Origin of the sequence: Kocuria marina (assembly GCF_000786655.1) — a bacterium.
In the GTDB taxonomy this organism is placed as follows: domain Bacteria; phylum Actinomycetota; class Actinomycetes; order Actinomycetales; family Micrococcaceae; genus Kocuria; species Kocuria marina_A.
In genome coordinates this window covers 128170-153291 of record NZ_JROM01000055.1, presented here as the reverse complement: position 1 = coordinate 153291, position 25122 = coordinate 128170, and the positions used below count along the sequence as shown (strand labels likewise).

Genomic DNA, 25122 nt, shown 5'->3' with positions numbered 1-25122 from the left:
TTTTTGAGCACTCGCCCGCCACAGATCCCGAGGAGTTGCCGTGAGTGCAGCGGATCCCCGCAGCCGCATCCCCCGCACCGACCGGTTGCTCGCGGATCCTCGCATCGGGTCCGCGGGAGCCGGACTGGGGGCCGCGGCGGTGCGGGCCGCGATCACGGCCGCGCAGGCCCGGGCACGCGCGGGGGAGATCGCGCCCGAGGACGTCGCGAGCGCCGTCGTCAGCGAGCTCTCGGCGCGCGGCGCGTCTTCATTGACCCCGGTGCTCAACGCCACGGGCGTGGTGGTGCACACCAACCTGGGCCGCGCTCCGCTCTCCGATGCCGCCCGCCAGGCCCTGCAGGACGCCTCCGGCTACGTGGACGTGGAACTGGACCTGACCACCGGGCAGCGCTCCGGCCGGGGTGTCGCCGCGCGGCAGGCACTGCTCGACGCGTGCCCCGCCGCCGAGGATGCGCTGATCGTCAACAACGGTGCCGCGGCGTTGGTCCTCGCCACGACCGCGCTGGCCGCTGGGCGCGAGGTCCTGATCAGCCGGGGCGAATTCGTGGAGATCGGTGCCGGGTTCCGCTTGTCCGACCTCATGGAATCCACGGGTGCGCGGCTGCGCGAGGTGGGGACCACCAACCGCACGCACCACGCCGACTACCGGGACGCCATGGGTCCGGAGACCGGGTGCATCCTCAAGGTCCACCCCAGCAACTTCCGGGTGGACGGCTTCACGTCCTCGGTGCCGCTCGGGGAGCTGCGGGCGCTCGCGGAGGAGCACCGGGTGCCGCTCGTGGTGGACGTGGGTAGCGGCCTGCTCACGCCGGATCCCGCGCTGCCCCACGAGCCGAGTCTGTCGGAAGCGCTCGAGGCCGGCGCGGACGCCGTGATCGCGAGCGGGGACAAGCTGCTCGGCGGGCCCCAGGCGGGTCTGTTGCTCGGGCGCACCGAGACGATCCGCCGCCTTGCGCGCTTCCCGCTGGCCCGGGCCGTGCGCGCGGACAAACTGACCCTCGCCGCCCTCGAGGCCACCCTGCGGGGCGGTCCCACCCCCGTCGCGAGCGCCCTGCACGCGGACCCGCAGCGCGTGCGTGAGCGCGCGGAGGCCCTGGCCGCCGCGGTGGGGGCCGACGTCGTGGAGCACGATGGTCGCGTGGGCGGTGGCGGCGCCCCCGGTGTTCCGCTGCCCGGCTGGGCCGTGCGGCTCCCGGAGGCCGCCGCGCGCCCGCTGCGCCTCGGCACACCGGCCGTGCTGCCGCGCGTGCACGACGGCGCGTGCCTCGTGGACCCCCGCTGTGTCCCCGAGGAGCGGGACGCCGACCTGCTCGCCGCCGTGCGCGCGGCGCTCGCGGAGGTGGGCTGATGTACGTCGTGGCCACGGCCGGTCACGTGGACCACGGCAAGTCCACCCTGGTCCGGGCCCTCACGGGGATCGAACCGGACCGGTGGGACGAGGAGAAGCAACGCGGGCTCACGATCGACCTCGGGTTCGCGTGGACCGAGCTGCCCTCGGGGAGGCACGTGGCGTTCGTGGACGTCCCCGGGCACGAGCGGTTCCTGGGCAACATGCTCGCCGGTGTGGGCCCGGCACCCGTGGTGTGCTTCGTGGTGGCCGCGGATGAGGGCTGGCAGGCCCAGTCCCGGGACCACCGGGATGCGGTCGCCGCCCTCGGGATCGAGCACGGGATGATCGTGGTGACCAAGGCGGATCGGGCTCCGGAGCGGGTGGCCGACGTCGTGGCGCGGGCTCGGGCGGAGCTCGTCGGCACGGGTCTCGCGGACGCTCCCGCCGTGGCCGTCTCGGCACGGGAGGGAACCGGACTCGACGAGTTCCGGGACACGCTGGACGCGGTGCTCTCCAGGGTCCCCGCCCCGGATCCGGACGCCAGGATCCGGTTGTGGATCGACCGGGCCTTCACGATTTCCGGTGCCGGGACCGTGATCACCGGGACCCTGACCGCCGGGACCCTGCACACGGGAGACCGGTTGACCCTGCGCGGTCGCGCGGGGGAGCAGGAGGTCACCGTGCGCTCGGTCCAGAGTCAGAACGATTCCGTGGCGCGGATCGGACCCACCCACCGCGTGGCGGTGAACCTGCGGGGCACGAGCAAGGACGCGATCCACCGCGGGGACGTGCTCATGACCCCGGACGCGTGGCCGAGCACGGGCGTCATCGAGGTCCGCCGTGAGCGGGGCGCGCCGTTCGACGAACTGCCCGCCGAAATCGTGGTGCACGCGGGAACCGCCGGGGTGGGAGCACGGATCAGGCCGCTCGATGCCGATCACGCCCGACTCCACCTGGACCAGGAGATGACCCTCGTGCCGGGGGACCGGCTCGTGCTGCGCAGCCCCGGGGCACAGGTTGCGGTCGGGGGTGCGCGCGTGCTCGACATCGACCCTCCCGCCCTCGACCGGCGCGGCGCGGCCGCCCGGGAGGCCGCTCGGCTCGCGGCCATCGCCGACCACGGCGACCCCGTGGCCGAAACCGTCAAGTACGGGGCGGTGAGCACCGAGCGGTTGCGGCTGCTGGGGTTCGCGGCGGACGAGACGCCCTCCGGCGACGTCGTCGTGGCGGACGGATGGTGGATCCACGCACCCCGGCTCGCGCAGTGGGCCACGCAGTTGCGGGCGGCGGTCGAGGCCGTGCACGAGCGCGACCCCCTGGCCCCGGGACTGCCCCGGGGCGCGGCCCGCACAGCGCTCGGCGAACCGGGCGGTCGGCTCCTGGACACAGTCGTGGCCCGGGCGCAGCTCACGGAACGGGACGGGTACATCACGGTCCCCGGTCGCGGCGGTGGGCTCGGCACCGCGGAGGCGGCGATCGCCGCGCTCGAGAAGCGCTTGCGCGCGGAGCCGTTCGCGGCGCCCGAGGCGTACGAACTGCAGGAGCTGCGCCTGGGCCCGAGGGAACTCGCGACGGCGCAGCGGCTCGGTCGGGTGCTGCGGTTACCCGGCGACGTCGTCCTGCTGCCCACCGCGCCCGCGCTCGCGATGCGCGAGCTCGCGCGGCTGCCCCAGCCCTTCACCACGAGCCAGGCGCGGCAGGCGTGGGGTACCACGCGCCGGGTGGCCGTGCCGCTGCTCGAACACCTGGACGCCAAGGGCTGGACGCGGCGCGAGGACGGGAGCAACCGCAGCATCGTGCGGTGACCACCCGCCGCGGATCGGTACGAACGGAGGCACCTTGCGCGCCGTGAGCGAAACCTCCTCGCGGGGAGGCGGGGCGGGGGCTAGCGTCGACACCACGACAGCCGGTGATCCGGCGCGAGACCCAGCGAAGGAGCAGTCATGACCGAAACCCCCGCACAGGACCCCCAGGGCGGACAGCCCCCGCTCGAGAACGGCACCCCGGACGGCGCCCTGCCCGACCAGGCCGCCAACGGCGCGCCCCAGGGCGAGACCATCGGTGCGACCGGTGACGCCCAGGACTCGTCCCTCGAGAAGGACCCCTCGACCTGGGTCAGCGGCGACGAGCCCATGACCGCGTCCCAGAAGTCCTACCTGGACACCCTCGCCAAGCAGGCCGGGGAGGAACTGCCCGCGGATCTCACCAAGGCGGAGGCGTCCCAGCACATCGAACGGCTCAAGGGCTCGCAGAACTGATCCGTCCTCATCCGGGACGTCCCGGATCCACCGCCCCGCACCCGGCAGCCACGCCGCGTGCGGGGCGGTGTCCGCTTTGGGGCGCGGCGTGCCCGCACAGTAGATTGGGCCCGTGCCCCAGGACCAGAAACCCCTCGTGAAGACCACGCTCGTGGGAGACGGCGCGCATCGCGTCGTGTTCCTACACGGGCTCTTCGGCCGCGGCAAGAACTTCACGAATATCGCCAAGGGGCTGCGGCCAGAGTTCCGCAGCTTGCTCGTGGATCTCCCCAATCACGGGGACTCCGCGTGGACCGATGAGTTCGGCTACGCGGACATGGCCGACACCGTGGCCGCCGAGCTGCGTGAGTCCTTCGCCGCGGACGGTCCCGTGGACGTCGTGGGTCACTCCATGGGCGGGAAGGTCGCCATGATCCTGGCCCTGCGCCACCCGGAGCTGGTCCGCCGGCTCGTGATCGTGGACATCTCCCCGGTGGGCGCGCAGGAGTCCGGTGCCGGGCGGGGCGAGTTCGAGCACCTGTTGGGCGCTCTGCAGCGCCTGGACCTGAGCGACGTCACCCACCGTTCCCAGGCCGACGCCGCGCTGCGCCCCGAGATCCCCGAGGACCACGTGCGCGGTTTCCTCCTCCAGAACCTGCGCCACCGGGACGGCGGTTTCGGGTGGCAGCCCAACCTGGGTCTGCTCCATGCCGAGCTGGGTGTCATCGGGGACTGGCCCTCGGACGACGTCGCCGGGCGCACCTTCACGGGGCCCGTCCTGTGGATCGCGGGGGAGCGTTCCGACTACGTCCAGGACAGCGACGTCCCCGCGATGCGCGCGCTGTTCCCGCGCACGGTGCGGATCACGGTGCGCGGTGCGAGCCACTGGGTGCACGCGGACCGCCCGGACGAGGTCATCTCCGCGCTGCGAACATTCCTGCTCGCGGAGCGCTGATCCCGCGCGGTGCCGCCGATCCGCGCGGCCCGCTCCTGGCTCGAGGACGTACTGATGCCGCGAACCCGCGGTTAACACGCGAGGGCGGCACCACCGCGGTCCGTAGGGTTGACACTCCACGACCAAAGGAGCACCCCGGATGCACTCCGACCTCGGCCGCCGTCTTTTTGTGACCCTGAGCGGGGTGTTCTGCATTGTCGGGACACTCGTGGGAGTCGGGGTGATCGGGACGTCGGTGGCGAACACCGCCGGCGGAGCCCTGGACTCGGACGCGACCCTGATCGCTCCCGCGGGCACCGCGTTCTCCATTTGGTCCGTGATCTACGTGGGCCTGTTCCTCTATACCGTGCGGCAATGGCTGCCCAGCGTGGCCGAGACCACCCGGGAGCGCCGGATCGGCTGGCTCGCCGGGGTGTCCATGGTGCTCAACGCCGCGTGGTTGCTCGTGATCCAGGGCGGATGGCTGTGGCTCAGCGTGCTCGTGATCCTCGCGCTCGCTGTGGTCCTGGGGGTGCTGGTCAAGCGGCTGCACGAGCACCCGCACACCACTCCCGTGGGGCGCGTGATCGTGGACGGCACGTTCGGTCTGTATCTGGGCTGGGTCACCGCCGCGGCAACGACCAATGTGGCCGCCGCCGGTACCGCCGAGGGGTGGGGCTCCGGGGGCACCGCGGACGAGTGGATCGCCGTGGCGGTCCTCGTGGTGGCCGTGCTCCTCACTGCCGTCTACGCCCGGCTCCTGGGCCCGCGTTTCACCGTGGCCGCGGCAGTCGTATGGGCGCTCGTGTGGATCGGGGTGGCCCGCACCTCCGGTGAACCCGCGTCCCAGTTCGTGGGGACCGCGGCGTTCGTCCTCGCGGCCGTGACCCTGCTGATCTGGATCATCGCCCTGATCCGGGATCGCAACCGGGGTACCCGGGCACTCGACACCCGCGCGGGACGCGAGCGTAGCGGCGTCGTCGCGAGCTGACCCGGCACCGCGGCGCAGCGCGTAGCGTGGACGCCGTGAATCCCTCGACCTCCCCGACGGCCCGCGAGAGCGGCGGTTCGTCCGCGCAGGGCGTGTTGCTCGTGGTCGCCGCGGCGTTCGTCACGCAGACGGGCGCGGCGATCGCCGTGAGCCTGTTCGACCACGTGGGTGCCACGGGCGCCGTGTTCCTGCGACTGGTGATCGCCGCGGTGGTGTTGTGCGCCGTCGTGCGACCGTCCCCGGCGGGGCTCACGCGGCACACGATCGGGGTCGTGCTCACCTTTGGGGCGGCCCTCGGTGGGATGAACCTGCTGATCTACCAGGCCATTGCGCGACTGCCGCTCGGGATCGCGGTGACCATCGAACTGCTCGGACCGCTCGCGCTGTCCGTGGTGCTGTCCCGGAAGTGGAGTGGGGTGCTGTGGGCCGCGTTGGCGCTCGCGGGCGTCGTGCTGTTGAGCGGCGTGGGCCCGGGCTCCGGGGTCCCCGACCTCGCGGGCGTGTTCTTCGCCATGGCTGCGGCCGCGATGTGGGCCGTGTACATCCTGATGTCCCGGCAGGCGGGGCGCAGTTTCCCGGGGACCCAGGGCCTCGCGTGGGCCATGGTGGTGGGCGCGGTGCTCGCGGCGCCCTTCGGGATCGCGAGCGGTGGGGCCGCGCTGCTGGAGCCGCGCGTTTTGCTCGTGGGGCTCGCGGTGGCGTTGCTGTCCTCGGCGCTGCCCTACGCCCTCGAACTCGCGTCACTGCGCAGGTTGGCCGCCGAGACGTTCTCGATCCTCGTGAGCATGGCACCGGCCGTCGCCGCGCTCGTGGGGTGGTTGATCCTGGGGCAGGTACTGGGTCCGCTCGAGATCGCGGGGATGGTGCTCGTGATCCTCGCCGGTGCCGCTGCTGTGCGCGCGGGCCGTCCGCCGTCCACGGGGCCGACGCCGCCGGGGACGTGAGCCGCGCGGGTTGCGGCCCGGTGTGCTCGCGCTGCGCGGTCTGCTCCTTCGGAGGGCCGTCCCGCCGGCGCTCCATCCGCTCCGCCGGAGGGGCGTCCTGTCGCGAGCGTCCCAGCTGTGTCCCGGCATCGATCCGGGCCGTCGGTGCCGCGGCCTAGCATGATCCACCATGGGATTCTCACGCGCCGAACTCGACTCCTACCGGGATCGCACCGTCCCGGATCTGCTGCCCCAGCCGTTGCGGCTGTTGTTCGTGGGCATCAACCCCGGGTTGTGGACCGCCGCGACCGGTGCGCACTTCGCCCGGCCGGGTAACCGGTTCTACCCCGCGCTGCATCGCGCGGGGATCACCCCGACCCTGATCAACGCGGCCGACGGCTACGTCCCGGAGGAACTGGCGCAGCTGACCGACCGGGGGATCGGGATCAGCAACGTGTGTCCCCGGGCCACCGCGCGGGCGGACGAGCTCACCGCGGAGGAGTTCCACGAGGGGGCACAGCGGCTGGACCGACTGGTCCGCGCGGAGCATCCCGCCGTGGTCGCGGTGCTCGGCATCACCGCGTACCGCGCGGCCTTCGACCGCCCCAAGGCCGTGACGGGCCGGCAGGAGTCACCGTGGCCGGGCACCGAGTTGTTCGTAGCACCCAACCCCAGCGGTCTCAATGCCCACAGCTCCCTGGACGACCTCGCGCGGATCTACGGTGACATCGCCCGCGCCGCGGGCATCGCCGTCGACCCGGAGGAGATCCCTCGAAGCGCCACAACTCGAGGTGTCAAACAACCTTGACATCGAGTGTCAAGCACACTTGACTGTAGCCATCGACATTCGGAACGGAATCCCCGCTCCGACCGGGTGAAGGGATACCAGTCATGACCACTCGTACCGAGCGCCGGATGAAGGCGCCCCCGTCCACCTATGTCGCCATGCTCATCACCGGTGCGCTCGCCGCGGCGGCGCTGGGTGGCGCGGCCGCATTGTTCTATGACGAGAACCGGCTCATGGTGTTCACCGTCTTCGCGGTGTGCACCGCCGGGCCCATGTTCGCCCTGTCCTGGTTCGTGTTCGTCTCCCGGTACACGGTGAAATCCGATCCCCACGCGGAGGACAACGTGGAGGGCCAGTGGTACGACAAGGCGACCTCGGGCGCCTTCCACGACTTCCTGATCGTGGCCGGGCTGGGCTGCGTCGTCCTGGCCCTCACGCGATTCGAGATCGCGGGCTCGACCCTCCTGGTGCTGTTGCTCGTGTTCGTCATGGCCGATGCTGCCATCCGCTACGCGGTGCTCAACAGGCGAGGGGCCTAGTGGACAACCGGATCGCGGAGCGGAGGGGAGACCGGTCGTGGTCGCAGGCCCACCTCGCGCAACTGCTGGGCGTCTCCCGCCAGACCGTGATCTCGATCGAACGCGGCCGGTTCGACCCCAGCCTGCCCTTGGCGTTCCGGCTCGCCGCCGTGTTCGAGTGCCGGATCGAGGACCTGTTCACCCCCGACGCCCTCAAGTGATCCGTGCTCCCGAGAAACCCGGTTCAGACGTTGCGACCCGGATCCGGCGGGAACACCCGGAGCCCCGCGCGGGGGTCGCTCGTGACGGGCTCGCCCCGCGCGAAGTCCGCCCACGCGCGGCGTAAGCGAGCGCCGTCGGCGAGGACGTCCGCCCACGTGTGGCCCTCGACCATGGGGGTGCGTTCCCATGCCGGGCCCGGGAAGAGTAGGGGCAGCTCGGAGATGTGCGCCGCGGCGATCGGGCTGCGCCCCACGCCCCATGAGAACTCGTAGCGCGCTCCCGTGCCACCCGAGCTGACGTGGCGTTGCGCGAACCGGCGGGCACCCCGGCCGTAGAGCCGCTGGGTGAACGGGCTGATGAGGATCCGTTCCACACCGCGCGACTTGCTGGGGTGGTTCATCCGCCGTAGCAGCGGGGGGATGCGCGCGGTGAACAGCGCGGCCTCGCGGGTCGTGTTACCCACGAGGACCTCCACGTGCGGGGCGGCCTCGCGCCAGTGGCGGTCCAGGTCGGCCTCGGGTGGCAGCGGGTCGTGGCCGTACTGCAGTCCGAACGGCATCTGGCCCTTGAGTCCGAACCGCGTGGCGGCCTTGGCCACGCGCTGTTGCATCGTGCGGATGTCGTCGAGCGACGCGTCCCGGGCCAACGCGCTCGCGGTCGTGGCCATGAGCTCGCTCATCCTGGCGCGCCCGGCCAATAGGCCGAACGGCGCGCTCTGGATGACGGCGCGGTGGAACAGGCTCCGAGCGCCGTCGGCGATCATGAGGTGCGCGACCGCGTCCCCGCCCGCGGACTGACCGAACGCCGTGACGTTGGCCGGGTCGCCGCCGAACGCGGCGATGTTCTCGCGCGTCCAGCGCAGGGCGGCGATCATGTCCAGCAGCCCGAGGTTGGCGGGGATGTCCGCGCCGTCGCCCAGGAAACCGAGCAGCCCCAGCCGGTACGTCACGTTCACCACGATCACGCGCTGTTCGCTCACGAGCGCGCGCGGGTCGTAGAACGGCGCGTCCCCTGCCCCGGACGCGTACGACCCGCCGTGGATCCACACCATCACGGGCAGCCCGGCGTCCGGCGGCGTGTTCGCGGGCACGGTCACGGAGATGCGCAAGCAGTCCTCGTCCTGGGGCAGCGCGCCGATGTTGCTGCCCACGACGTCGTCCAGGAACGGCATGGGCGGTTGCGGGCACGCGGGCGCCGGTTCGGTCGCGTGGATCTCCGCCGCCGACGCCGCGACCGGCCGCGGTCGCTCGAAGCGCGCCGCGTTCGCGTAGCGGATCCCGGTGGCACGGTCCACGGGACCGTCCCGCCATCCGATGATCCGCCCGCACGGTGCGTCCCACCGGGGTGCGGTGGGTGCGTCGGACGAGGGTGGGACGGCGTCGTCGGACGGGGGCGGGGCGGCGTGCCCCGGGGCCGCAAATGCACCGCCGGACGGGGGCGGGGCGGCGCGACCTGAAACGGCGTGACCCGGGGCGGCGGCGTCGTCCTGTGCGGCGGACCCCGAATTTCCCGGCGCGGAGGGGCGCTCAGTCATGCGTCCCGTGATCCATGGATAGGCTCATCCCGATTGTCCGCGGCGCGGGGTCCGTGAAGCCATGCCGCTCATACAGCGGGCGACCGGGCTCATCCGCCATGAGGGACACGTACGCGCCCGGCGGTGCGTCGCGGCGGATGCGATCCAGCAGCGCGCGCAGGACCGCGGAGCCGATGCCCCTGCCCTGATGCGGCGGCAACACCGCCATGTCGATCACGTGGAAGTACCACCCGCCGTCCCCGATCACCCGGCCCATGCCCACGGTGTCGCCGGACTCGTCGTGGATCACGTGGACCGCCGCCCACGCGCCGCCGATCCCGGCCGCGGCCTGCTCCTCGGTCTTAGGGCTCATCCCCGCCTCACGACGCAGCGTCAGGTAATCGGGGATCGAGGGCGGGCCGTCCAGGACGGTGTAACCGGGCAGGGTGTCGTTCATGCTCCTATCCTGGCGCATCCGCGGAGCACGGAACACCACGCCAGCGGGGTGTTCGCTGGCGCCGCGCGGTCACCGCTGCGGGGTGAGCGTGCGGGTGTAGACCGTGGTGCCGTTGGCGTTGATGAGGCGCACCGTGAACGCGCTGCCGTCCCCCGAGACGTTCACGTGTCCGAAGTACTGGTGCTCGCCCGAGCGCGGGGAGCCCATGGGCGGACCGGCCTGCTGGAAGTCGACGCGGGGGCCGAACGTGCGGTCCAGTTCGTTGGGGCCGAAGGAACCGGCGTTGATGGGCCCGGCCACGAACTCCCAGAAGGGCGTGAAGTCCTTGAACGCCGCCCGCTCCGGGGAGTAGTGGTGGGCCGCGCAGTAGTGCACGTCCCCGGTGAGGAACACCACGTTCTTGATCCGGTGGTCCTTGATCGCCTTGAGCACACGGGCCAGCTGCAGCTCACGGCCCAGCGGTGCACCGTGGTTCGCGTTGGAGATGGATTCCTGTCCCTTCCCGTCCGGGACCACCAGCCCCAGGGGGAGGTCGTTGCCGATGACCTTCCACGTGGCCCGGGACCGGCACAGTTCGTGGATCAACCACCGGGTCTGTTCCTCGCCCAGGATGTCCGTCTCGTGCGGCTCCAACCCATTGGTGTTCTCGCTCTTGAACGTGCGCATATCCAGGGCGAAGACGTCCAGGTGCGGGCCGCGGGGGATCTTGCGGTGGATGCGCGCGGGCTCGAAACCGGTGCCGCGGCGCAGTGCGCGGGAGTCGGCGATGGGCATGTACTCCTGCCACGCCTGCCGACCGCGGGCGGCCAGGGTGTCCACGTCCCGGACCTGCGTGTACCGCGGGTCGTCCAGGACCTCACCGGGCCACCAGTTGTTGGTGGTCTCGTGGTCGTCCCACTGCGCGATCACGGGGACCTCCGCGTACAGGGCCCGCAGGTTGGTGTCCATCATGTTGTAGCGGTGGCGGCCCCGGAACTCGGCGAGGGTCTCGGCGACCTTGGAGACCTCCTCCGTGACCTCGTTGCGCCACAGCGGTTCACCCGGCACCTCGAGCGTGGGCTCCAGGGGGTTGTCCGCGTAGATCGTGTCCCCGGAGTGCAGGAAGAAGTCGGGGCGCGTCGCGTGCATGGCCGCGTATCCCCGCATCCCTCCGATCTCCGGGTTGATGCCGTAGCCCTGACCGGCGGTGTCCGCGGTCCACACGAAGGACTGGGGAGCGCACTCGCCGCGGCGGTTCGCACGCCCCGGGGCAGTCGTGAACGACCCCGTGAGGCGTTCACCCATGCGCCCGGAGCCGTCCTCGAAACGGTAGGTCACGTCGAAGCGGGTTCCCGCGGGGAGCTTGCGCGCCAGGATCTTGGCCGTGTGATCTGTCCCGGGGTGGGCCCACCCGCTCACCAGGTGCAGCCTGGTGGCGTGGCGTCCGCGCAGGACGGTGCCGTCCGCCCCGGTGGCCCGCAGTACGGCGTGCAAGCGTCCCGCGCCGGAGGAGCGGGCCCACAGCACGGCGGAGTCGGAGGTCACGTCGCCGCTGGCCACCCCGCTCGGGAGGGTGAGGCGCTCGACCACGAGCCCCGGCCCGCGGGAGGGCTTGTCATGGGCGAGCGCGGCGGAGGGGACGGCGGTCACGGCGGCGGCCAGCGCGGCCCCGCTCATGAGCTGACGACGGTTCAAGGGGCCGTTCTGAAGAGTCATGACCTCATGATCGGCGCCGTGGGTGACCCGTGGATTGCTCCCGGGTGAATCTTCGGATCCGCTCTGACGTGCAGTGTTACCCGCACGGGGTGCGCCACGGGCAGCCGGGGCTCCCGCCCGCGAAACCGATCGACGTGCCGGTTGCCGCCCGGCGCGCCGATCGGCCCCTATGCTGGTCCCCGTTCACGCAACGGGTCGACGGGAGAACACGCAGTGAGCATCGAGGCGGCATCCGTCTTCAGCGCCGTGGATCTGCTGGGCGTGCTGACCAACGGGATCCTGGGCGGCGTCGTGGCCCGCCAATTGCGCATGGACCTCGTGGGGTTCACGGTGCTCGCCATCGTCTCCGGACTGGGCGGCGGCATGCTGCGGGACACCCTTCTGCAACAGGGCTTCCCGGTGGCGCTGACCAACCCTGCCTACCTCACCTCCGCGCTCGCCGGAGCAGTGATCGCCTACCTCATGGTCTTCGGTCACCGCTGGACGATGCGCGCCCTGTTCGTGGCCGACTGTCTCTCGGTGGGGTGCTGGGCCGCGACGGGCACCGTCAAGGCCCTGGGCGCCGGGCTCGCGTGGCCGCCGGCCATCCTGCTGGGGGTCGTCACCGCCGTGGGCGGGGGGATGATCCGGGACATCGCCGTGGGCCGGTTACCCGCCATCTTCGGCGGGAACACCCTCTACGCCACGAGCGCCCTGCTCTCGAGCGGGCTCATGGCACTGCTCGCGGGCCTGGGTCACGAGACCGCGGGAATGGCCGGGGCCATCGTCCTCAGCGCCGTGGTCAGCGTCGCCGCGCGCCGTTTCGGGTGGCGCCTGCCCGGCCCCGCGAACCTCCGCCCCGGTGCGCTGGCACGGTTACGCCGCAGACCCGCCACGGGCAGACACGTGCGCCGCGAGCGGGGCGGGGAGCGGCGTCGTCGTCGGGTGTGACGCCGATGCGGACCGCACCGACAGGTCCGGACCCTGGGCTCGCGCGATGGACGACGCCGCCCGGACCGGCCCAAGGCTCGCTCGCTCGGCGGACGACGCCGCTGCGTCCCGGTACGTGGGGGACGCTCAGTCGGCGGGGGAGACGTCCTTCGCGGGCGCCTTGTTGGTCCAAGACTTGGGTGCATTGCGACCCGCCAGCAGGGAGAAGATCACGATGAGCGCCAGCACGACCGGCGCGGCGTAGAGCCCCGAGTTGTACGTGCCGGTCAGGGTCTGGATGGCGCCCCACAGCGGAGCGCCCAGCGCACTGCCGATGTAGTAGAAGGACAGCCCCAGGGACAGCAGCTTGCTGTAGTCGCGCGCGCCCACGGTGTGGCGCAGCACGAGCGGCGGGGCCACGGTCGCGTTGGAAACACCCGCGGACATGAACACCATCGCGAGCATGGGCAGCACGAGCGCGGCGCCGCCGAACCCGGCCGCCGGGGAGGACATCTGGGGGAGGTACAGGAAGCCCAGGGCCATCAGCCCGAGGGTGATGGTCATCATCCAGATCACACCGATCCTGTCGTTGATGATGCCCAGCAGCGGCTTCCAGAAGATCAGGGTGAACGTCCACGTGGCGAGCAGCAGGCTGAACACGGAGATGTTGACGCCGGTGTAGACGTTGAGCAGGATCGGCAGCACCTGGGTCACGGACACGATCATCCCGATCATCACGAAGGACAGGGACAGCAACCAGAACCACGGATTGCGCATCGCGTCCCGGGATGTGAAGCCGGGCAGGGTCTCGGGGTCCTCCAGCCGCGGGGCGCCGTCCTCCCCGGGGACCGCGCCGTACCGGCGCAGGCCGGTGTCCGCGGGGGTGTTGCGGATCAGGAAGACGGTGGCCACCAGGGAGACCACCACGAGCACCACGGCCATGCCCACGATCGTGGGACGCCACCCCATGCTCTGCGCCATGCGGGGTGTGACGACCGACCACAACAGCCCGCCCACACCGGAACCGGAGAGCACGATGCCCAGCACGAGTCCGCGTTTGGCCTCGAACCAGGACGTGGTGATCACCGGAGGGATGGGAGCCTGGGACAGCCCGTAGCCCACGCCGATCACCCCGCCGGCCACGTAGAACATGACCGGATTTGGGGCGAAGGCGAACAACAACACGCCCAGACCCATAATGGAGGACCCCACGCCGAGCATGAACCGCGGACCGAACTTCGCGATCAACCTGCCCGCCACGAACATCATGGTCACCACGATCATGATGGTGAGCACCGTGAAGTAGGTCAGGAACGCGGGCTGGCCGCCGTTCATGGGCTGACCGTGGTCGTCGGTGAACATGTCCCGCACGATGAACGGGTGCAGCAGGGACAGGCCCGAGAGCACCACGGACGCCGCGATCATCACCAGGAACCCGCCGGCGGCGACCAGCCAGTGGCGGGTGGTCATGGGCTGTGGTGCTCTGGGGGCGCTGGCGGAAACGGAGGCGGTGGACATGGTGCTCCCTAGAACGATGTGCCGGAGGTTCGGCGCCGGTGGATCAACGGCGGGCTCATCGAGGCGGGCGTCCACCGCGCGGAGCACGGATCGCGGGACCTGTGAGCCCCACACTGCCGGATCGGTGACAGGTGTGGCCCGTCCCCCGACTGTATCCAATCCAGCGAGGGGACCGCGCACCCGCACCCCCATCCCGCACCCCCGCGGTAACTCGACCCCGCACCCCCGCCTCATACCCCCGCCTCATACCCCCGCGGCAATCCCACTGCACAACACCTAGGTCCCGGAACGACCGCTGGATCGGCCGGGAACGGCATTTTCGGGACACAGATGTTCGGTCGGAGCGGGGATCTACGCTGGAGCCATGTCCCTCCCCAAGATCGTGCTGTTCTACGTCTTCACACCCCTGCCGGACCCGGAGGCGGTGCGGCTGTGGCAGCTGAACCTGGCGCGGCGCAGCAACGTGACCGGGCGGATCATCGTCTCCGCGCAGGGGATCAACGCCACGGTGGGCGGGGACATCCGGGACGTGAAACGTTACGTCCGCGGTCTGCGCGAGTACGCGCCCTTCAAGGACGCGGACATCAAATGGTCCGACGGCGCCGGGGACGACTTCCCGCGGCTGAGCGTCAAGGTGCGCCCCGAGCTGGTGTCCTTCCACGCCCCGGACGTCATCACGGTCACGGAGCACGGGGTCCAGGGCGGGGGCACCCACCTGACACCCCGCGAGGTGCACGAGCTCGTGGAACGGGGCGGTGAGGATGTGGTGTTCTTCGACGGCCGCAACGAGCTGGAGGCGCGGATCGGGAGGTTCCGGGACGCCGTCGTCCCCGACACGGGTACCACGCGGGACTTCATCCGGGAACTCGACTCCGGCAAGTACGACCACCTCAAGGACAAGCACGTGGTGACCTACTGCACCGGGGGAGTGCGCTGCGAGGTGCTGAGCGTGCTGCTGAAAAACCGGGGGTTCCGGGACGTGTACCAGCTGGACGGCGGGATCGTGCGCTACGGCGAGCAGTACGGTGACGACGGGTTGTGGGACGGCTCCCTCTACGTCTTCGACAAGCGCATGCACATGGAGTTCTCCCCGGATGCGCGCTCGCTGGGCCGCTGCGAGGAATGCGGCACGGCCACTCCCTTGTTCGTGAACTGCGCGGAACCCACGTGCCGACAGTTGTTCCTATGTTGTGCGGACTGCACGGCCACCGGGGCCCGGGCGTACTGTCCCGACTGCGTCCCGGTGCACGCGTGAATGGCCGCGGGTCGCCGTGAAGCAGCACGGAACAGCGCGTAACGTCACTGACCAGGAGGCAGCGGCGGGCAGTCGCGACACGGGCCGGCCCGCGCTCCGTTCGACGAGCTGTCCCCGGGATCAGGAGGACCCATGGAGAATCCACAACTGACGGTCACGGATGCCGCGGTGGTCGCGCTGCACACCGGTGCGGTGCGGCGTCAGCGCTGGGGCGGTAAGGCCTTCGACACCGCCGCGGACAAGGAGGCCCGCACGGACCGGGTGTTCCTGAGCGCCACAGGTTTCATCGGCGACGAGCAGGGGGACATCCCGGTGCACGGCGGTCCCGAGAAGGCCGTGTGCTGCTATCCCCACGAGAACTACGAGTCGTGGCGCCGGGAGGGGCGCGATCTGGGTCCCGGTGCGTTCTCCGAGAACCTCACGCTGCGCGGCGCCACGGAGGAGCAGGTCCACCTGGGGGACGTGTACCGGGTGGGCACCGCGGTGGTCCAGGTGACCCAGCCCCGCACGCCGTGCGCCACGGTGTCCCGCAGGTGGCAGGACGCCCAACTGCCCCGGGACATGGAGGACACCGGGCGCACGGGGTTCTACCTGCGGGTCCTGCGCGAGGGTCACGTGGCCGCGGGGGACGCGTTCGAGTTCACGAGCCGACCGTCCGGCGCGGTGTCCGTGAGCGACGTCGTGCGCATCATGAACGCCGGCATGGCGGACCCGGACGCCTACCGCGCCCTGACCCGCGCCCCGGAGTTCCCGCAACGCTGGCGCCGGCAGATCCTGCGACGGCTCGGGGAGGACACCCTGCTCTGAGCCGCGGGCCCGACGGCGCGTGGTCGCCCCGCACGCCCCTGAGCCGTTGCGCTCCGGGCGCGGACGACGGCGCTCGCGCACCGGACGACGGCGCTCTTCGCCGATGCGCCCGGCAGCCCATGTGCCCCGTCGCCCCGCTCCGGCAGCCCAGCAGTCTGCTCCATACGAAACCCCGCGCCCGCCGCGACTCAACACCCGCGCTCCATACAACGCGACCCACCCGCATCCCAGAGACAGGCACCCACATGGCTGAGAAGCCCCAGGAGCTCCTACCCCACCCGCTCACGGGCCAACCCTTCCCGTCCCCGGTGCCGCCCGGAACGGGCTGGCCGGAGGACCCCGCCCGAGCGGACACCCCCGTGGCCCGCGACGCCGCCCGGGTGCGTGAGCTCGCGGCCGGGGCGAACGACGTCGAGCAGCTCAACGCCCTGTGCAGCGTGTGCCGTACGTGCGATCGGCTCGTCGAGTGGCGGGAGGACGTGGCCGAGCACAAGCGGGCGTCCTTCGCGGGGGAGCCGTACTGGGGGCGCCCGGTGCCGTCCTACGGGGACCCCATGGCGCGGCTCGTGATCGTGGGTCTCGCGCCCGCGGCGAACGGCGGCAATCGGACGGGGCGGATGTTCACGGGGGATCGCGCCGGGGACTGGATCTATGCGGCGCTGTACCGCGCGGGGTTCGCGGCGAACGAGACCGTGAGCACCGCGGGGGACGGGCAGACGCTGCGCGGCGTGCGGATGATCGCCCCGGTGCGCTGCGCGCCGCCCGCCAACAAACCCGCACCCGACGAGAAGGCGGCGTGCAGCGGCTGGTTCGAGCGGGAGATCGCGCTGCTCCCGCATCTCGAGAGCATGCTCGCGCTCGGTGGCATCGCGTGGCAGACGACCCTGGCCGCCGCGGCGCGCATGGGCTGGGAGGTGCCCCGGCCGCGCCCCAAGTTCGGCCACGGCGCCGTCGCCCGGTTGCGCACGCCGGAAGGCCGCACCGTGCGGCTCGTGGGCTGCTACCACGTGAGCCAGCGCAACACGTTCACGGGCCTGCTCACGCGTGAGATGCTCGACGACGTCATGGCCCTCGCCGCGGCCCCCGCCTCAGGGGATGAGGAGTCCGGCGGGGCCTGACCCCGGGAACCGCCGCGGACGGGACCGTTTCCGGGGTGCGACGACGCCGCGGGCGCACGGGCCGTTTGAAGATCACCCCCCGCGGTCACGGGATGCCCGGACGCCGGCGTGCGATCGACACCGAGCGACGTCGTACCCATCGCGGAAGAATTTGCACGGGAAATAAAAGGGGCGGGGTCGCGGTTGCACCGGTCATGAAGGCTTTCGGATTCCTGAGTTTCGGTCATTACGGTTCGGGGCGTGGACCCGCGGACCCGGATGCTCGTCAGGCCCTCAAGGACGCGATCGAGATCGCCGAGGGAGCGGACGAGCTGGGCGTCAACGGCGCGTACTTCCGCGTGCACCACTTCGCACGCCAGTCGGCGTCCCCCATGCCCCTGCTGAGCGCCATCGCGGCGCGCACCCGGCACATCGAGGTGGGTACGGGCGTGATCGACATGCGCTACGAGAACCCGCTGTACTTCGCGGAGGAAGCGGCCCAGCTGGATCTCATCGCGGACGGTCGCGTGGCCCTGGGCGTGAGCCGCGGTTCACCCGAGCCCGCGCTGCGCGGGTGGGAGGCGTTCGGCTACCTGGGGTCCACGGATCCGCGCGGTGCGGACATCGCCCGCGAGCACTTCGACACCTTCCTGCGGGCCATCAAAGGTGAGCCCATGACCTACGCGGATCCCGCCCAGTACGGCGCGGGGGCGCGGCTCGCGATCGAACCGCAGTCACCGGGTCTCGCGGAACGCGTGTGGTGGGGTGCCGGTTCGGGCCGGACCGCCGAGTGGGCGGGCGAGCAGGGCGTGAACCTCATGAGTTCCACGCTGCTCACCGAGGCGAACGAGGGTACGTTCGCCGAACAGCAGGCCGATCAGTTGCGCCGCTACCGCGAGGCCTTCGCCAAGGCGGGTCACACACGCACGCCGCGCACGTCCGTGAGCCGCAGCGTGTTCCCGATCGTGGGACCCGAGGACGAGATCTTCTCCTACATGGGCGCGCGCGAGTCCCGCGACCAGGTGGGCGTGATCGACGGGTTCACCTCCACGTTCGGGCGCACCTACGCGGGTTCACCGGACGTCCTCATCGAGCAGCTGCGCGCCGACGACGCCGTGATGTCCGCCGACACCCTCATGCTCACCATCCCGAGCCAGCTGGGTCCCGAGCTGAACCTGCGCATCCTCGAGAACTTCGCCAAGCACGTGGCTCCCGCCCTCGGGTGGAGGCCCAACACGGAGGGCCCGGTCCGGGGGTACCCGATCACGGGTCGGTGACCGCGCGCGAGCCGGGTACGGCGACGTCGCACCCCGAGGAGCGGGGGCAGTGCGGGGGTAAACTCCGGCGCATGAGTGTTTGTCCCTGCGGCGGGCTGCCCGCCGGTGCGCCGTTCGAGCGGTGCTGCGGCCCCGCGGTGCATAACGAGCGGTGGCCCGCGACCGCGGAGGCCCTCATGCGTTCGCGCTACACCGCGTTCGCCACGGGCAACGACGACCACTTGTTCCGCACGTGGCACCCCGCGCACCGTCCCGCGGACACCGCGAGCGATCCCCGGGTCGAGTGGACCGGGCTCACGATCGTGCGCACCGAGGGCGGCGGGGAGGACGACGCCGCCGGGACCGTCGAGTTCGAGGCCCACCACCGCGGCCCCGACGGCCCGGGCGTCCTGCACGAGAACTCACGCTTCGCCAAGCGCGCGGGTCGGTGGTTCTACACGGCCCCGGTCGAGGACGCGTGAGCGGCACCGCGACGACCACGAAGATCTCCGGACGGGCACTGGGTGCGTTGAAGCGCAACGTGGCGAGCCTGCCGCCGTCATGTTTCGCGGTGGTCATGGCCTCCGGCATCGTCTCCGTGGGGGCGTACCAACTCGGATTCCACGGACCCGCCCAGGTGGTCATGGGCTTCGCGCTCGCGGTGTACGCCGTGCTCGTGGTACTCACCGCGTGGCGCGTGATCGCGTATCCGCGGCGCGTTCTCGAGGACCTGCACGTCCCCGCCCGGGCCTTCGGGTTCTTCACCGGGGTGGCGGGGACCAATGTGGTTGCGGTGTGTCTCATCGCGCTCGGGGAGACCGTTCCCGCGGCGCTGTTGCTCGCGGCGTCCGGCGTGGGATGGCTGCTGCTCGGCTACGTGGTGCCGTGGTTCGCGGTGCTCGGCCGCGCAGAGCGGCCCGTGCTCGCCCTGACCAACGGGTCCTGGTTCATCTGGGTCGTGGCCGCGCAGTCCATGGCCGTGGTCAGCGCCACGCTCGAACCCCTCTACCCGCAGGCCCGACAGGTGTTGTCCGTGACCGCGGTGATGTGTTGGTCCATCGGACTCGTGCTGTACTGCGCGTGCGCGGTATTCCTGTCCCTGCGCCTGCTCGTGTACCCGCTGACCCCGAAGACCATCGATGCGCCGTACTGGGTGGCCATGGGGTCGCTCGCGATCTCGGTCGTGGCCGGGGCGCTGATCGTGGAGATGGACAGCGCGCCCATGGTGGACGCCACCCGCGGACTCGTGGGCGGTATGGCCGTGGTGCTGTGGTGTTTCGCTACGTGGCTCATCCCCGTGCTCGTGGCCCTGGGGGCGTGGCGGCACGCGGTGAAGCGCGTCCCCCTGCGCTACGACGCCTCCCTGTGGTCCATCGTGTTCCCCCTGGGGATGTACGCCGTGGCCGGGATGTACCTGGGGCGCGCCAACCACCTGCCGTTGCTCACCGAGGTGGGTCGCTGGTTCTACTGGGTGGCCGCCGCCGCGTGGGTGCTGACCCTCGCGGCCATGCTCGGGCGCGGTGCCCGCGGTGTGTTCGCCCGGGGGAGGGGCTGAACGTTCCGCATCGTGACGTGGCGGGGCATTCCGGGACGGCTGGGCTGTGCCGTGACGGCCAACGGCGCCAGTGCCGTCGGCCCCGTGACGGCACGAGCGCCGTCGCCCCCTACCGAAGCCCCGCGGAAAACCCCGAAGACGTCAGAGCGGGAGGACCCGCACCCCCAGCGCGTGGTCCACACCGGCGGCGCGCCCGGCGTCCTCGGTCATGCCCGTGATCATCTCGTGCGGGTCCGGGTGCCCGTCCAGGGCCCCGAGGTACTGCTCGTGGCAGCGCAGCGACTCGACCGCCGCGGTGATGTCCTCCTCGGACAGTTCGATCGCGTGATCCGGTGGTGCGCCCGTGACCAGCAGCCGTTCGGCGCCCCATGCTTCGAGTCCCTCGTCCTCGAGCAGCTCCCGGAACACCCAGGGGTTGTCGGCATCGCGCAGGGCGTCGAGCGTGGCCATGCCCGCCACGCGGTGGTCGGCCTGGTTGAGCCCCCACCCGGCCTCCACGGCCCAGTCGATCGTGACCACGGTGTCCGGGCGCACCTCGCGGATCACCCGCGCGATCCTGCGCCGCAGGTCCAGCCCGTATTCGAGGGTCCCGTCCGGCAGGTCCAGGATCCGCAGGTCGGTGACGCCCACGGCGTGGCACGCGGCTTCCTGTTCGCGCTGCCGTAACGTGGCGACGTCGCGCGGATCGCGGTCCCGGATCCCCGCCTCCCCGGCGGTCAGCAGCAGGTAGCTCACCGTGGCGCCGCGTCGGGTCCAGCGCGCGACGGCGGCCGAACCCCCGTACTCCATGTCGTCCGGATGGGCCACCACGCACAGGACGGTGCGGACCCCTGAATCGTCGAACAGTTCGAGATCGGCCATGGTTCCAGCCTAGGGGGACCGGGGGCTCGGTGACAGGGCGGGACTAGTGTGGCCGTATGAACATCGAGATTCGCAAGGGTGACATCACGAAGGTCCACGCGGACGCGATCGTCAACGCGGCCAACTCCAAGCTCCTGGGCGGGGGAGGTGTGGACGGGGCGATCCACCGCGCCGCCGGGAAGCAGCTGCTCGCCGAGTGCAAGCAGTTGCGGGAGACGACCCTCCCGGACGGGCTCCCCGCGGGCCAGGCCGTGGCGACCAAGGGGTACGACCTGCCCGCCACGTGGGTCATCCACACCGTGGGCCCGGTGTTCGCCAAGAAGACCGATCGCAGCGACGTCCTGGCCTCGTGCTATCGCGAGTCGCTGCGCGTGGCGGACGAGATCGGTGCCACGTCCGTGGCCTTCCCCGCGGTCTCTGCCGGGATCTACGGCTGGCCCATGGACGACGCCGCCCGGATCGCCGTGCGCACGGTCCTCGCCACGGACACCTCCGTGGACACCGTCATCTTCGTCCCCTTCTCCGAGGCCGCCGAGCAGGCGTTCCGCGACGCCCTGTCCGAGAACTCCTGACCCGCCCCGCGCGTCACGGGGCGGGTCAGGGCCGGGATCAGATCAGGCCGAGTTGCTGCACGGCGTCGCGCTCGGATTCGAGTTCCGCCACGGACGCGTCGATGCGTGACCGCGAAAACTCGGAGATCTCCAGGCCCTGCACCACGGACCAGTCGCCCCCGGACGTGGTGACGGGGAACGAGCTGACCAGACCGGCCGGAACGCCATAGGAACCGTCCGAGACCACGGCCATGGAGGTCCAGTCCCCGTGGCGGTTGCCGAGCATGAGGTCCCGGGCGTGATCGAGCGTCGCGCTCGCCGCGGACGCGGCGGAGGACGCACCGCGGGCCTGCAACACGGCCGCACCGCGCTGGGACACCGTGGGGATGAACGTGTCCGTGACCCACTCCCGGGACACGAGGTCCAGGGCGGGGCGCCCGGCCACCGTGGCGTGGTCCAGATCCGGGTACTGGGTCGCGGAGTGGTTGCCCCACACGCTGAGGTTCTTGACCTTCGCGACCGAGGTTCCGGTCTCCGCGGCGAGCAGGGCCGCGGCCCGGTTGTGGTCCAACCGGGTCAGGGCACTGAACCGGGACGCGGGGATGTCCGGGGCGTTGCGCTGGGCGATCAACGCATTGGTGTTGGCCGGGTTGCCGGTCACGACCACGCGCACGTCGTCGTGGGCCACGTCGTTGAGGGCACGCCCTTGTTCCGTGAAGATCGCGCCGTTGGCCTCGAGCAGGTCACTGCGTTCCATCCCCTTGGCCCGCGGCCGGGCCCCCACGAGCAGGGCGAGCCGGGCGCCGTCGAACACCGTGCGGGGATCGGAGCCGATCTCCACGTCCGCGAGCAGCGGGAACGCGCAGTCCTGCAGTTCCATGACGGTGCCCTCGAGGGCGGACAGCGCCTGCGGGATCTCCAGGAGCCGCAGCCGCACAGGGCGTTCGGGGCCGAGCAGGTCCCCGTGGGCGATCCGGAACAGCAGGCTGTATCCGATCTGGCCGGCGGCGCCGGTCACGGCCACGGTGACGGGAGTGGTACTCACGGTGTTTCCTCCTGGGCTGCGCGCCCCGGGGTGGCCGGCGGTCACGCGACTCTCGTGCGGGGTGCCCGTGTGATGCGTCTCACGGGGCAGGGTGGCACCGAGGCTATCAGCGAGCCCGGTTCAGCGCACGGCGGACATGCGTGTCACGGGGCGGTGGCGCGCACCACAATGGAGACATGGCTACTACTGCATTCCAAGGAAACCCCGTCCACACCGTCGGCGAGCTGCCCGCCCAGGGCGAGTCCGCGCCGTCCTTCGACCTCGTGGGAGCGGATCTGAGCCCCGTGGCCTCGGACGAGTTCACCGGCAAGCGCGTGGTGCTCAACATCTTCCCGTCCCTGGACACGGGGGTGTGCGCCCAGTCCGTGCGCGAGTTCAACCAGCGCGCCGCGTCCCTGCAGAACACCGCCGTGGTGTGCGTGTCCAAGGACCTGCCGTTCGCGCAGGGCCGCTTCTGCGCCGCGGAGGGCATCGACAACGTCACCACCGCGTCCGCGTTCCGCTCCTCGTTCGGCGAGGACTACGGCGTGACCCAGACGGACGGCCCCCTGGAGGGTCTGCTGGCCCGCGCCGTCGTGGTCGTGGACGAGAACGGCACGGTCGTCCACACCCAGCTCGTGGACGAGATCACCGAGGAACCGGACTACGACGCCGCTGTCGCCGCCGTTTCCTGATCAGCTCACCGTACGAGGGGCGGGACCGTACGGTCCCGCCCCTCCCGCGTGTCCGGACCCGCACACGGCCGGACCTCGGGCATGGCCGGACATCAGGCGTGTCCGAGCCTCAGGCGTCGTACCAGAAGTCGTCGAACGCGTACTTCACCCCGCGGTACATGTACCGCTCACCCTCGTAGGAGTAGGTGGCGATCACCCGGTCCTCCGGGTCCCGTTCGGAGAGCTCGAACGCCTGACCGCTGTTGACCACCGTGTTACCGTCGCGCTGTTGCGCGCTCGAGACGATCGAGGAGTAGGGCACGTCCACCGCGTCGACCTGCGAGTACGTGCGCTCGTTCTCGTCCACGAGGTACGTGCGGACGAACGAGTTCTCGTCCTCGGCGGTGCCGGACACGGTCGAGGCGTCCCGCGGGGCGGGACCGGTGTAGTCCTCTCGGCTGAGGACGCTCCAGTACGAGTTGTCGAAGATGCTCAGGTGGTACCGGCCGTCCTCCGGCTCGGCGTCGTCGTGGCGGATGACCGTGTGCTGACCGCCCGTGTCGGAGAAGTCCCCGACCTTGCGCAGCAGGTCGTCCTCGTGGCCGCTGCCCTCCCACAGTTCGTCGGTGCCGATCAGGTACTCCACGCGCGGTTCGCCGTGGACGTCACCCACCTTGATGATCGTGGAGTTCTCCCGGCCGCTGACGATCACGGAGTCCTCACCGGCGTGGTGGTCCACGGAGTTCAGGTGGAGCCAGTCGTCGATGATCGTCCCGTCCGAGCCCGGTGCCTCGTACGGGTTCGTGAGGTCCCTGTACCCGGCCAACAGGTCCGCGAAGTCCACGACCTCCCGGTGCTCACCCGTGGTGAGGTCCAGGGAGATCAGCACGTCCTCCACGCTGTCCCGGGACGTGTCCGAGGCCAGGATCAGGGCGCGGTCGTCCTCGGTGAGCGTGAAGTCGTGGTGCATCTCGTACCGCCCGAGATCGTAGGTGTCCACCACGCGCCCCACACCGTTCACGCGCGCCAGGGTGCGTTCGTCCACGGGGTACACCAGGGTGTCCCGGTAGGTCTCGAAGCGGTCGAGCATGTGGCCGTCCAGGGGGAGTTCGGCGCGCATGCTCCCGGCGTTGTCGAACAGGAACCCGTACGGACGGGCGTGGTAGGCGCCGCTGAGCAGGTACATCCCGTCCGTGAGCTGCTCCGGGTCCCCGCGCAGATCACGGTCCATGTGTGTGGAGTAACCGGCTCGGCTCGCGGGTGCGGTGAGGGTGACCGTGCGCTCCACGGCGTCACCGTCCTCGGGATGCCACGTGGTCGTGAGGGTGTTCTCGGTACCCGGGACGAGTCCCACGATCTGCGTCTCGAACACCGCGGGATCCGCGTCGTGGTCCTTGGCCGTGCGCGTGAAGTCCTCGTGGCCGTCACTCGTGACGGTGTACTCCAACCGGCCGTCCCCGCTCGTGGCGAAGCGTGTGTAGAGCCCCGTGGTGTTGGTGCCGTAGGGGTTGAGCACCATGAGAGGGTCCTCGGGCCCGGTGCCCTGCTCGGCCAGCTCGCCCAGGGCCCGGTCCACGGCCGTCTGGACGCCCAGGTCGTAGGCGGATGCGCGTTCGTCGGAGCCGTCCCGGCTCACGCCGACCGTGTGGATGGTCGCGTCCGCGTCCGCCACGGTTCCCACGGACACGGTCATGTCGTCCGGGACCGGCGCCTCGGACACCCTGCTCGACGCCGCCGTACCCCGGTCCTCACCGCCGGCATCCGTGGCATCACCGCCCGCGCATCCGGACAGGAACAGGACGGTTCCCAGACTCAGGGCCGTCCAACGGGGCATGGCGGGGGATGGCGCCGCGGGCGCGGATGACATGGAAGACCTCCGGGGGAAGGGGGCAGGGGGTATTCCACGCTATCGGGGCCGGTGAGGTGCCGGCCAATCGACAGTGAACTGATCGTCGCATGTGACGACGCCGCGTCGCCCCCGTGCGGAGGCGACGCGGCGTCGTCGTCG

General features: G+C 71.2%; 25 protein-coding genes. 18 read left to right on the top strand and 7 right to left on the bottom strand.

What is annotated here, in order from left to right; all coding sequences use genetic code 11:
• Window positions 1-40 precede the first annotated feature (40 nt).
• The 9 genes from selA to AS25_RS12095 all read left to right on the top strand — a co-directional run bounded on the left by selA (window position 41) and on the right by AS25_RS12095 (window position 7941).
• Entirely contained in the window at window positions 41-1348 is a 1308-nt protein-coding gene (selA, locus tag AS25_RS12135) for an L-seryl-tRNA(Sec) selenium transferase (protein ID WP_035965402.1), read from the top strand.
• Window positions 1348-3135, top strand: a complete 1788-nt coding sequence (gene selB, locus AS25_RS12130; protein WP_035965401.1) for a selenocysteine-specific translation elongation factor — start codon at window positions 1348-1350, stop codon at window positions 3133-3135. Before selA ends, selB begins: the two co-directional genes overlap by 1 nt.
• Before the next feature lie 138 nt (window positions 3136-3273).
• Entirely contained in the window at window positions 3274-3588 is a 315-nt protein-coding gene (locus tag AS25_RS15585) for a DUF3072 domain-containing protein (protein ID WP_084118198.1), read from the top strand.
• Window positions 3589-3700: 112 nt separating this feature from the next.
• The gene (locus tag AS25_RS12120; RefSeq protein ID WP_052160968.1) at window positions 3701-4522 is read left to right on the top strand and encodes an alpha/beta fold hydrolase; all 822 of its coding nucleotides are present in this window, start codon (window positions 3701-3703) and stop codon (window positions 4520-4522) included.
• 139 nt (window positions 4523-4661) lie between these two features.
• On the top strand, window positions 4662-5492 hold the full coding sequence (locus AS25_RS12115; protein ID WP_216594121.1) for a TspO-related membrane protein: 831 nt from the start codon (window positions 4662-4664) through the stop codon (window positions 5490-5492).
• Between the two features lie 35 nt (window positions 5493-5527).
• Entirely contained in the window at window positions 5528-6436 is a 909-nt protein-coding gene (locus AS25_RS12110) for an EamA family transporter (RefSeq protein WP_035965479.1), read from the top strand.
• Between the two features lie 169 nt (window positions 6437-6605).
• Window positions 6606-7223: a mismatch-specific DNA-glycosylase gene (locus AS25_RS12105; protein WP_052160967.1), complete on the top strand. Its 618-nt coding sequence runs from the start codon at window positions 6606-6608 to the stop codon at window positions 7221-7223.
• Window positions 7224-7306: 83 nt separating this feature from the next.
• Entirely contained in the window at window positions 7307-7741 is a 435-nt protein-coding gene (locus AS25_RS13925; RefSeq protein ID WP_052160966.1) for a hypothetical protein, read from the top strand.
• Window positions 7741-7941 (top strand): helix-turn-helix transcriptional regulator, encoded by a 201-nt coding sequence (locus tag AS25_RS12095; protein WP_052160965.1) that lies wholly within the window; start codon window positions 7741-7743, stop codon window positions 7939-7941. Before AS25_RS13925 ends, AS25_RS12095 begins: the two co-directional genes overlap by 1 nt.
• Window positions 7942-7964: 23 nt before the next feature.
• Here AS25_RS12095 and AS25_RS12090 read toward each other — a convergent pair whose 3' ends face one another.
• From AS25_RS12090 to AS25_RS12080, 3 genes are all read right to left on the bottom strand, one after another.
• Complete coding sequence (locus AS25_RS12090; RefSeq protein ID WP_084118196.1) at window positions 7965-9476, bottom strand: carboxylesterase family protein; 1512 nt, start codon at window positions 9474-9476, stop codon at window positions 7965-7967.
• On the bottom strand, window positions 9469-9912 hold the full coding sequence (locus AS25_RS12085; protein WP_035965397.1) for a GNAT family N-acetyltransferase: 444 nt from the start codon (window positions 9910-9912) through the stop codon (window positions 9469-9471). Before AS25_RS12085 ends, AS25_RS12090 begins: the two co-directional genes overlap by 8 nt.
• A 69-nt stretch (window positions 9913-9981) precedes the next feature.
• A complete protein-coding gene (locus tag AS25_RS12080; protein ID WP_035965395.1) occupies window positions 9982-11607 on the bottom strand; it encodes an alkaline phosphatase D family protein in 1626 nt (541 codons plus the stop codon).
• A gap of 213 nt (window positions 11608-11820) precedes the next feature.
• Between AS25_RS12080 and AS25_RS12075 the strand changes: the two genes are divergently transcribed.
• Window positions 11821-12537 (top strand): trimeric intracellular cation channel family protein, encoded by a 717-nt coding sequence (locus AS25_RS12075; RefSeq protein WP_035965394.1) that lies wholly within the window; start codon window positions 11821-11823, stop codon window positions 12535-12537.
• A 126-nt stretch (window positions 12538-12663) separates the two neighbouring features.
• Here the strand turns inward: AS25_RS12075 and AS25_RS12070 are convergent, their stop codons facing one another.
• Window positions 12664-13986 (bottom strand): MFS transporter, encoded by a 1323-nt coding sequence (locus AS25_RS12070; RefSeq protein WP_172644452.1) that lies wholly within the window; start codon window positions 13984-13986, stop codon window positions 12664-12666.
• Between the two features lie 412 nt (window positions 13987-14398).
• On the opposite strand from AS25_RS12070, the gene trhO reads away from it, so the two are divergent.
• From trhO to AS25_RS12040, 6 genes are all read left to right on the top strand, one after another.
• Window positions 14399-15289: an oxygen-dependent tRNA uridine(34) hydroxylase TrhO gene (gene trhO, locus AS25_RS12065; protein WP_035965391.1), complete on the top strand. Its 891-nt coding sequence runs from the start codon at window positions 14399-14401 to the stop codon at window positions 15287-15289.
• A 132-nt stretch (window positions 15290-15421) separates the two neighbouring features.
• Entirely contained in the window at window positions 15422-16096 is a 675-nt protein-coding gene (locus AS25_RS12060) for an MOSC domain-containing protein (RefSeq protein WP_035965389.1), read from the top strand.
• 245 nt (window positions 16097-16341) lie between these two features.
• Window positions 16342-17214 carry a uracil-DNA glycosylase gene (locus AS25_RS12055; RefSeq protein WP_035965388.1) on the top strand — a complete coding sequence of 291 codons (873 nt, stop codon included), beginning with the start codon at window positions 16342-16344 and terminating at the stop codon, window positions 17212-17214.
• 194 nt (window positions 17215-17408) lie between these two features.
• Window positions 17409-18470 (top strand): LLM class flavin-dependent oxidoreductase, encoded by a 1062-nt coding sequence (locus tag AS25_RS12050; RefSeq protein ID WP_035965387.1) that lies wholly within the window; start codon window positions 17409-17411, stop codon window positions 18468-18470.
• 71 nt (window positions 18471-18541) lie between these two features.
• Window positions 18542-18931, top strand: coding sequence for a YchJ family protein (locus tag AS25_RS12045; RefSeq protein WP_035965386.1), 390 nt, complete (start codon window positions 18542-18544; stop codon window positions 18929-18931).
• Window positions 18928-20004 (top strand): tellurite resistance/C4-dicarboxylate transporter family protein, encoded by a 1077-nt coding sequence (locus tag AS25_RS12040; RefSeq protein WP_253270577.1) that lies wholly within the window; start codon window positions 18928-18930, stop codon window positions 20002-20004. Before AS25_RS12045 ends, AS25_RS12040 begins: the two co-directional genes overlap by 4 nt.
• A gap of 141 nt (window positions 20005-20145) precedes the next feature.
• Here the strand turns inward: AS25_RS12040 and AS25_RS12035 are convergent, their stop codons facing one another.
• Window positions 20146-20865 carry a PIG-L deacetylase family protein gene (locus tag AS25_RS12035; RefSeq protein ID WP_035965385.1) on the bottom strand — a complete coding sequence of 240 codons (720 nt, stop codon included), beginning with the start codon at window positions 20863-20865 and terminating at the stop codon, window positions 20146-20148.
• A gap of 56 nt (window positions 20866-20921) precedes the next feature.
• Between AS25_RS12035 and AS25_RS12030 the strand changes: the two genes are divergently transcribed.
• Entirely contained in the window at window positions 20922-21437 is a 516-nt protein-coding gene (locus AS25_RS12030) for an O-acetyl-ADP-ribose deacetylase (RefSeq protein WP_035965382.1), read from the top strand.
• Window positions 21438-21474: 37 nt separating this feature from the next.
• Here AS25_RS12030 and AS25_RS12025 read toward each other — a convergent pair whose 3' ends face one another.
• Window positions 21475-22461, bottom strand: a complete 987-nt coding sequence (locus tag AS25_RS12025; protein ID WP_035965380.1) for a malate dehydrogenase — start codon at window positions 22459-22461, stop codon at window positions 21475-21477.
• Window positions 22462-22637: 176 nt separating this feature from the next.
• On the opposite strand from AS25_RS12025, the gene tpx reads away from it, so the two are divergent.
• Window positions 22638-23135: a thiol peroxidase gene (tpx, locus tag AS25_RS12020; protein ID WP_035965379.1), complete on the top strand. Its 498-nt coding sequence runs from the start codon at window positions 22638-22640 to the stop codon at window positions 23133-23135.
• Window positions 23136-23244: 109 nt separating this feature from the next.
• Here tpx and AS25_RS12015 read toward each other — a convergent pair whose 3' ends face one another.
• On the bottom strand, window positions 23245-24948 hold the full coding sequence (locus AS25_RS12015) for an aryl-sulfate sulfotransferase (RefSeq protein WP_052160964.1): 1704 nt from the start codon (window positions 24946-24948) through the stop codon (window positions 23245-23247).
• Window positions 24949-25122: the final 174 nt, after the last annotated feature.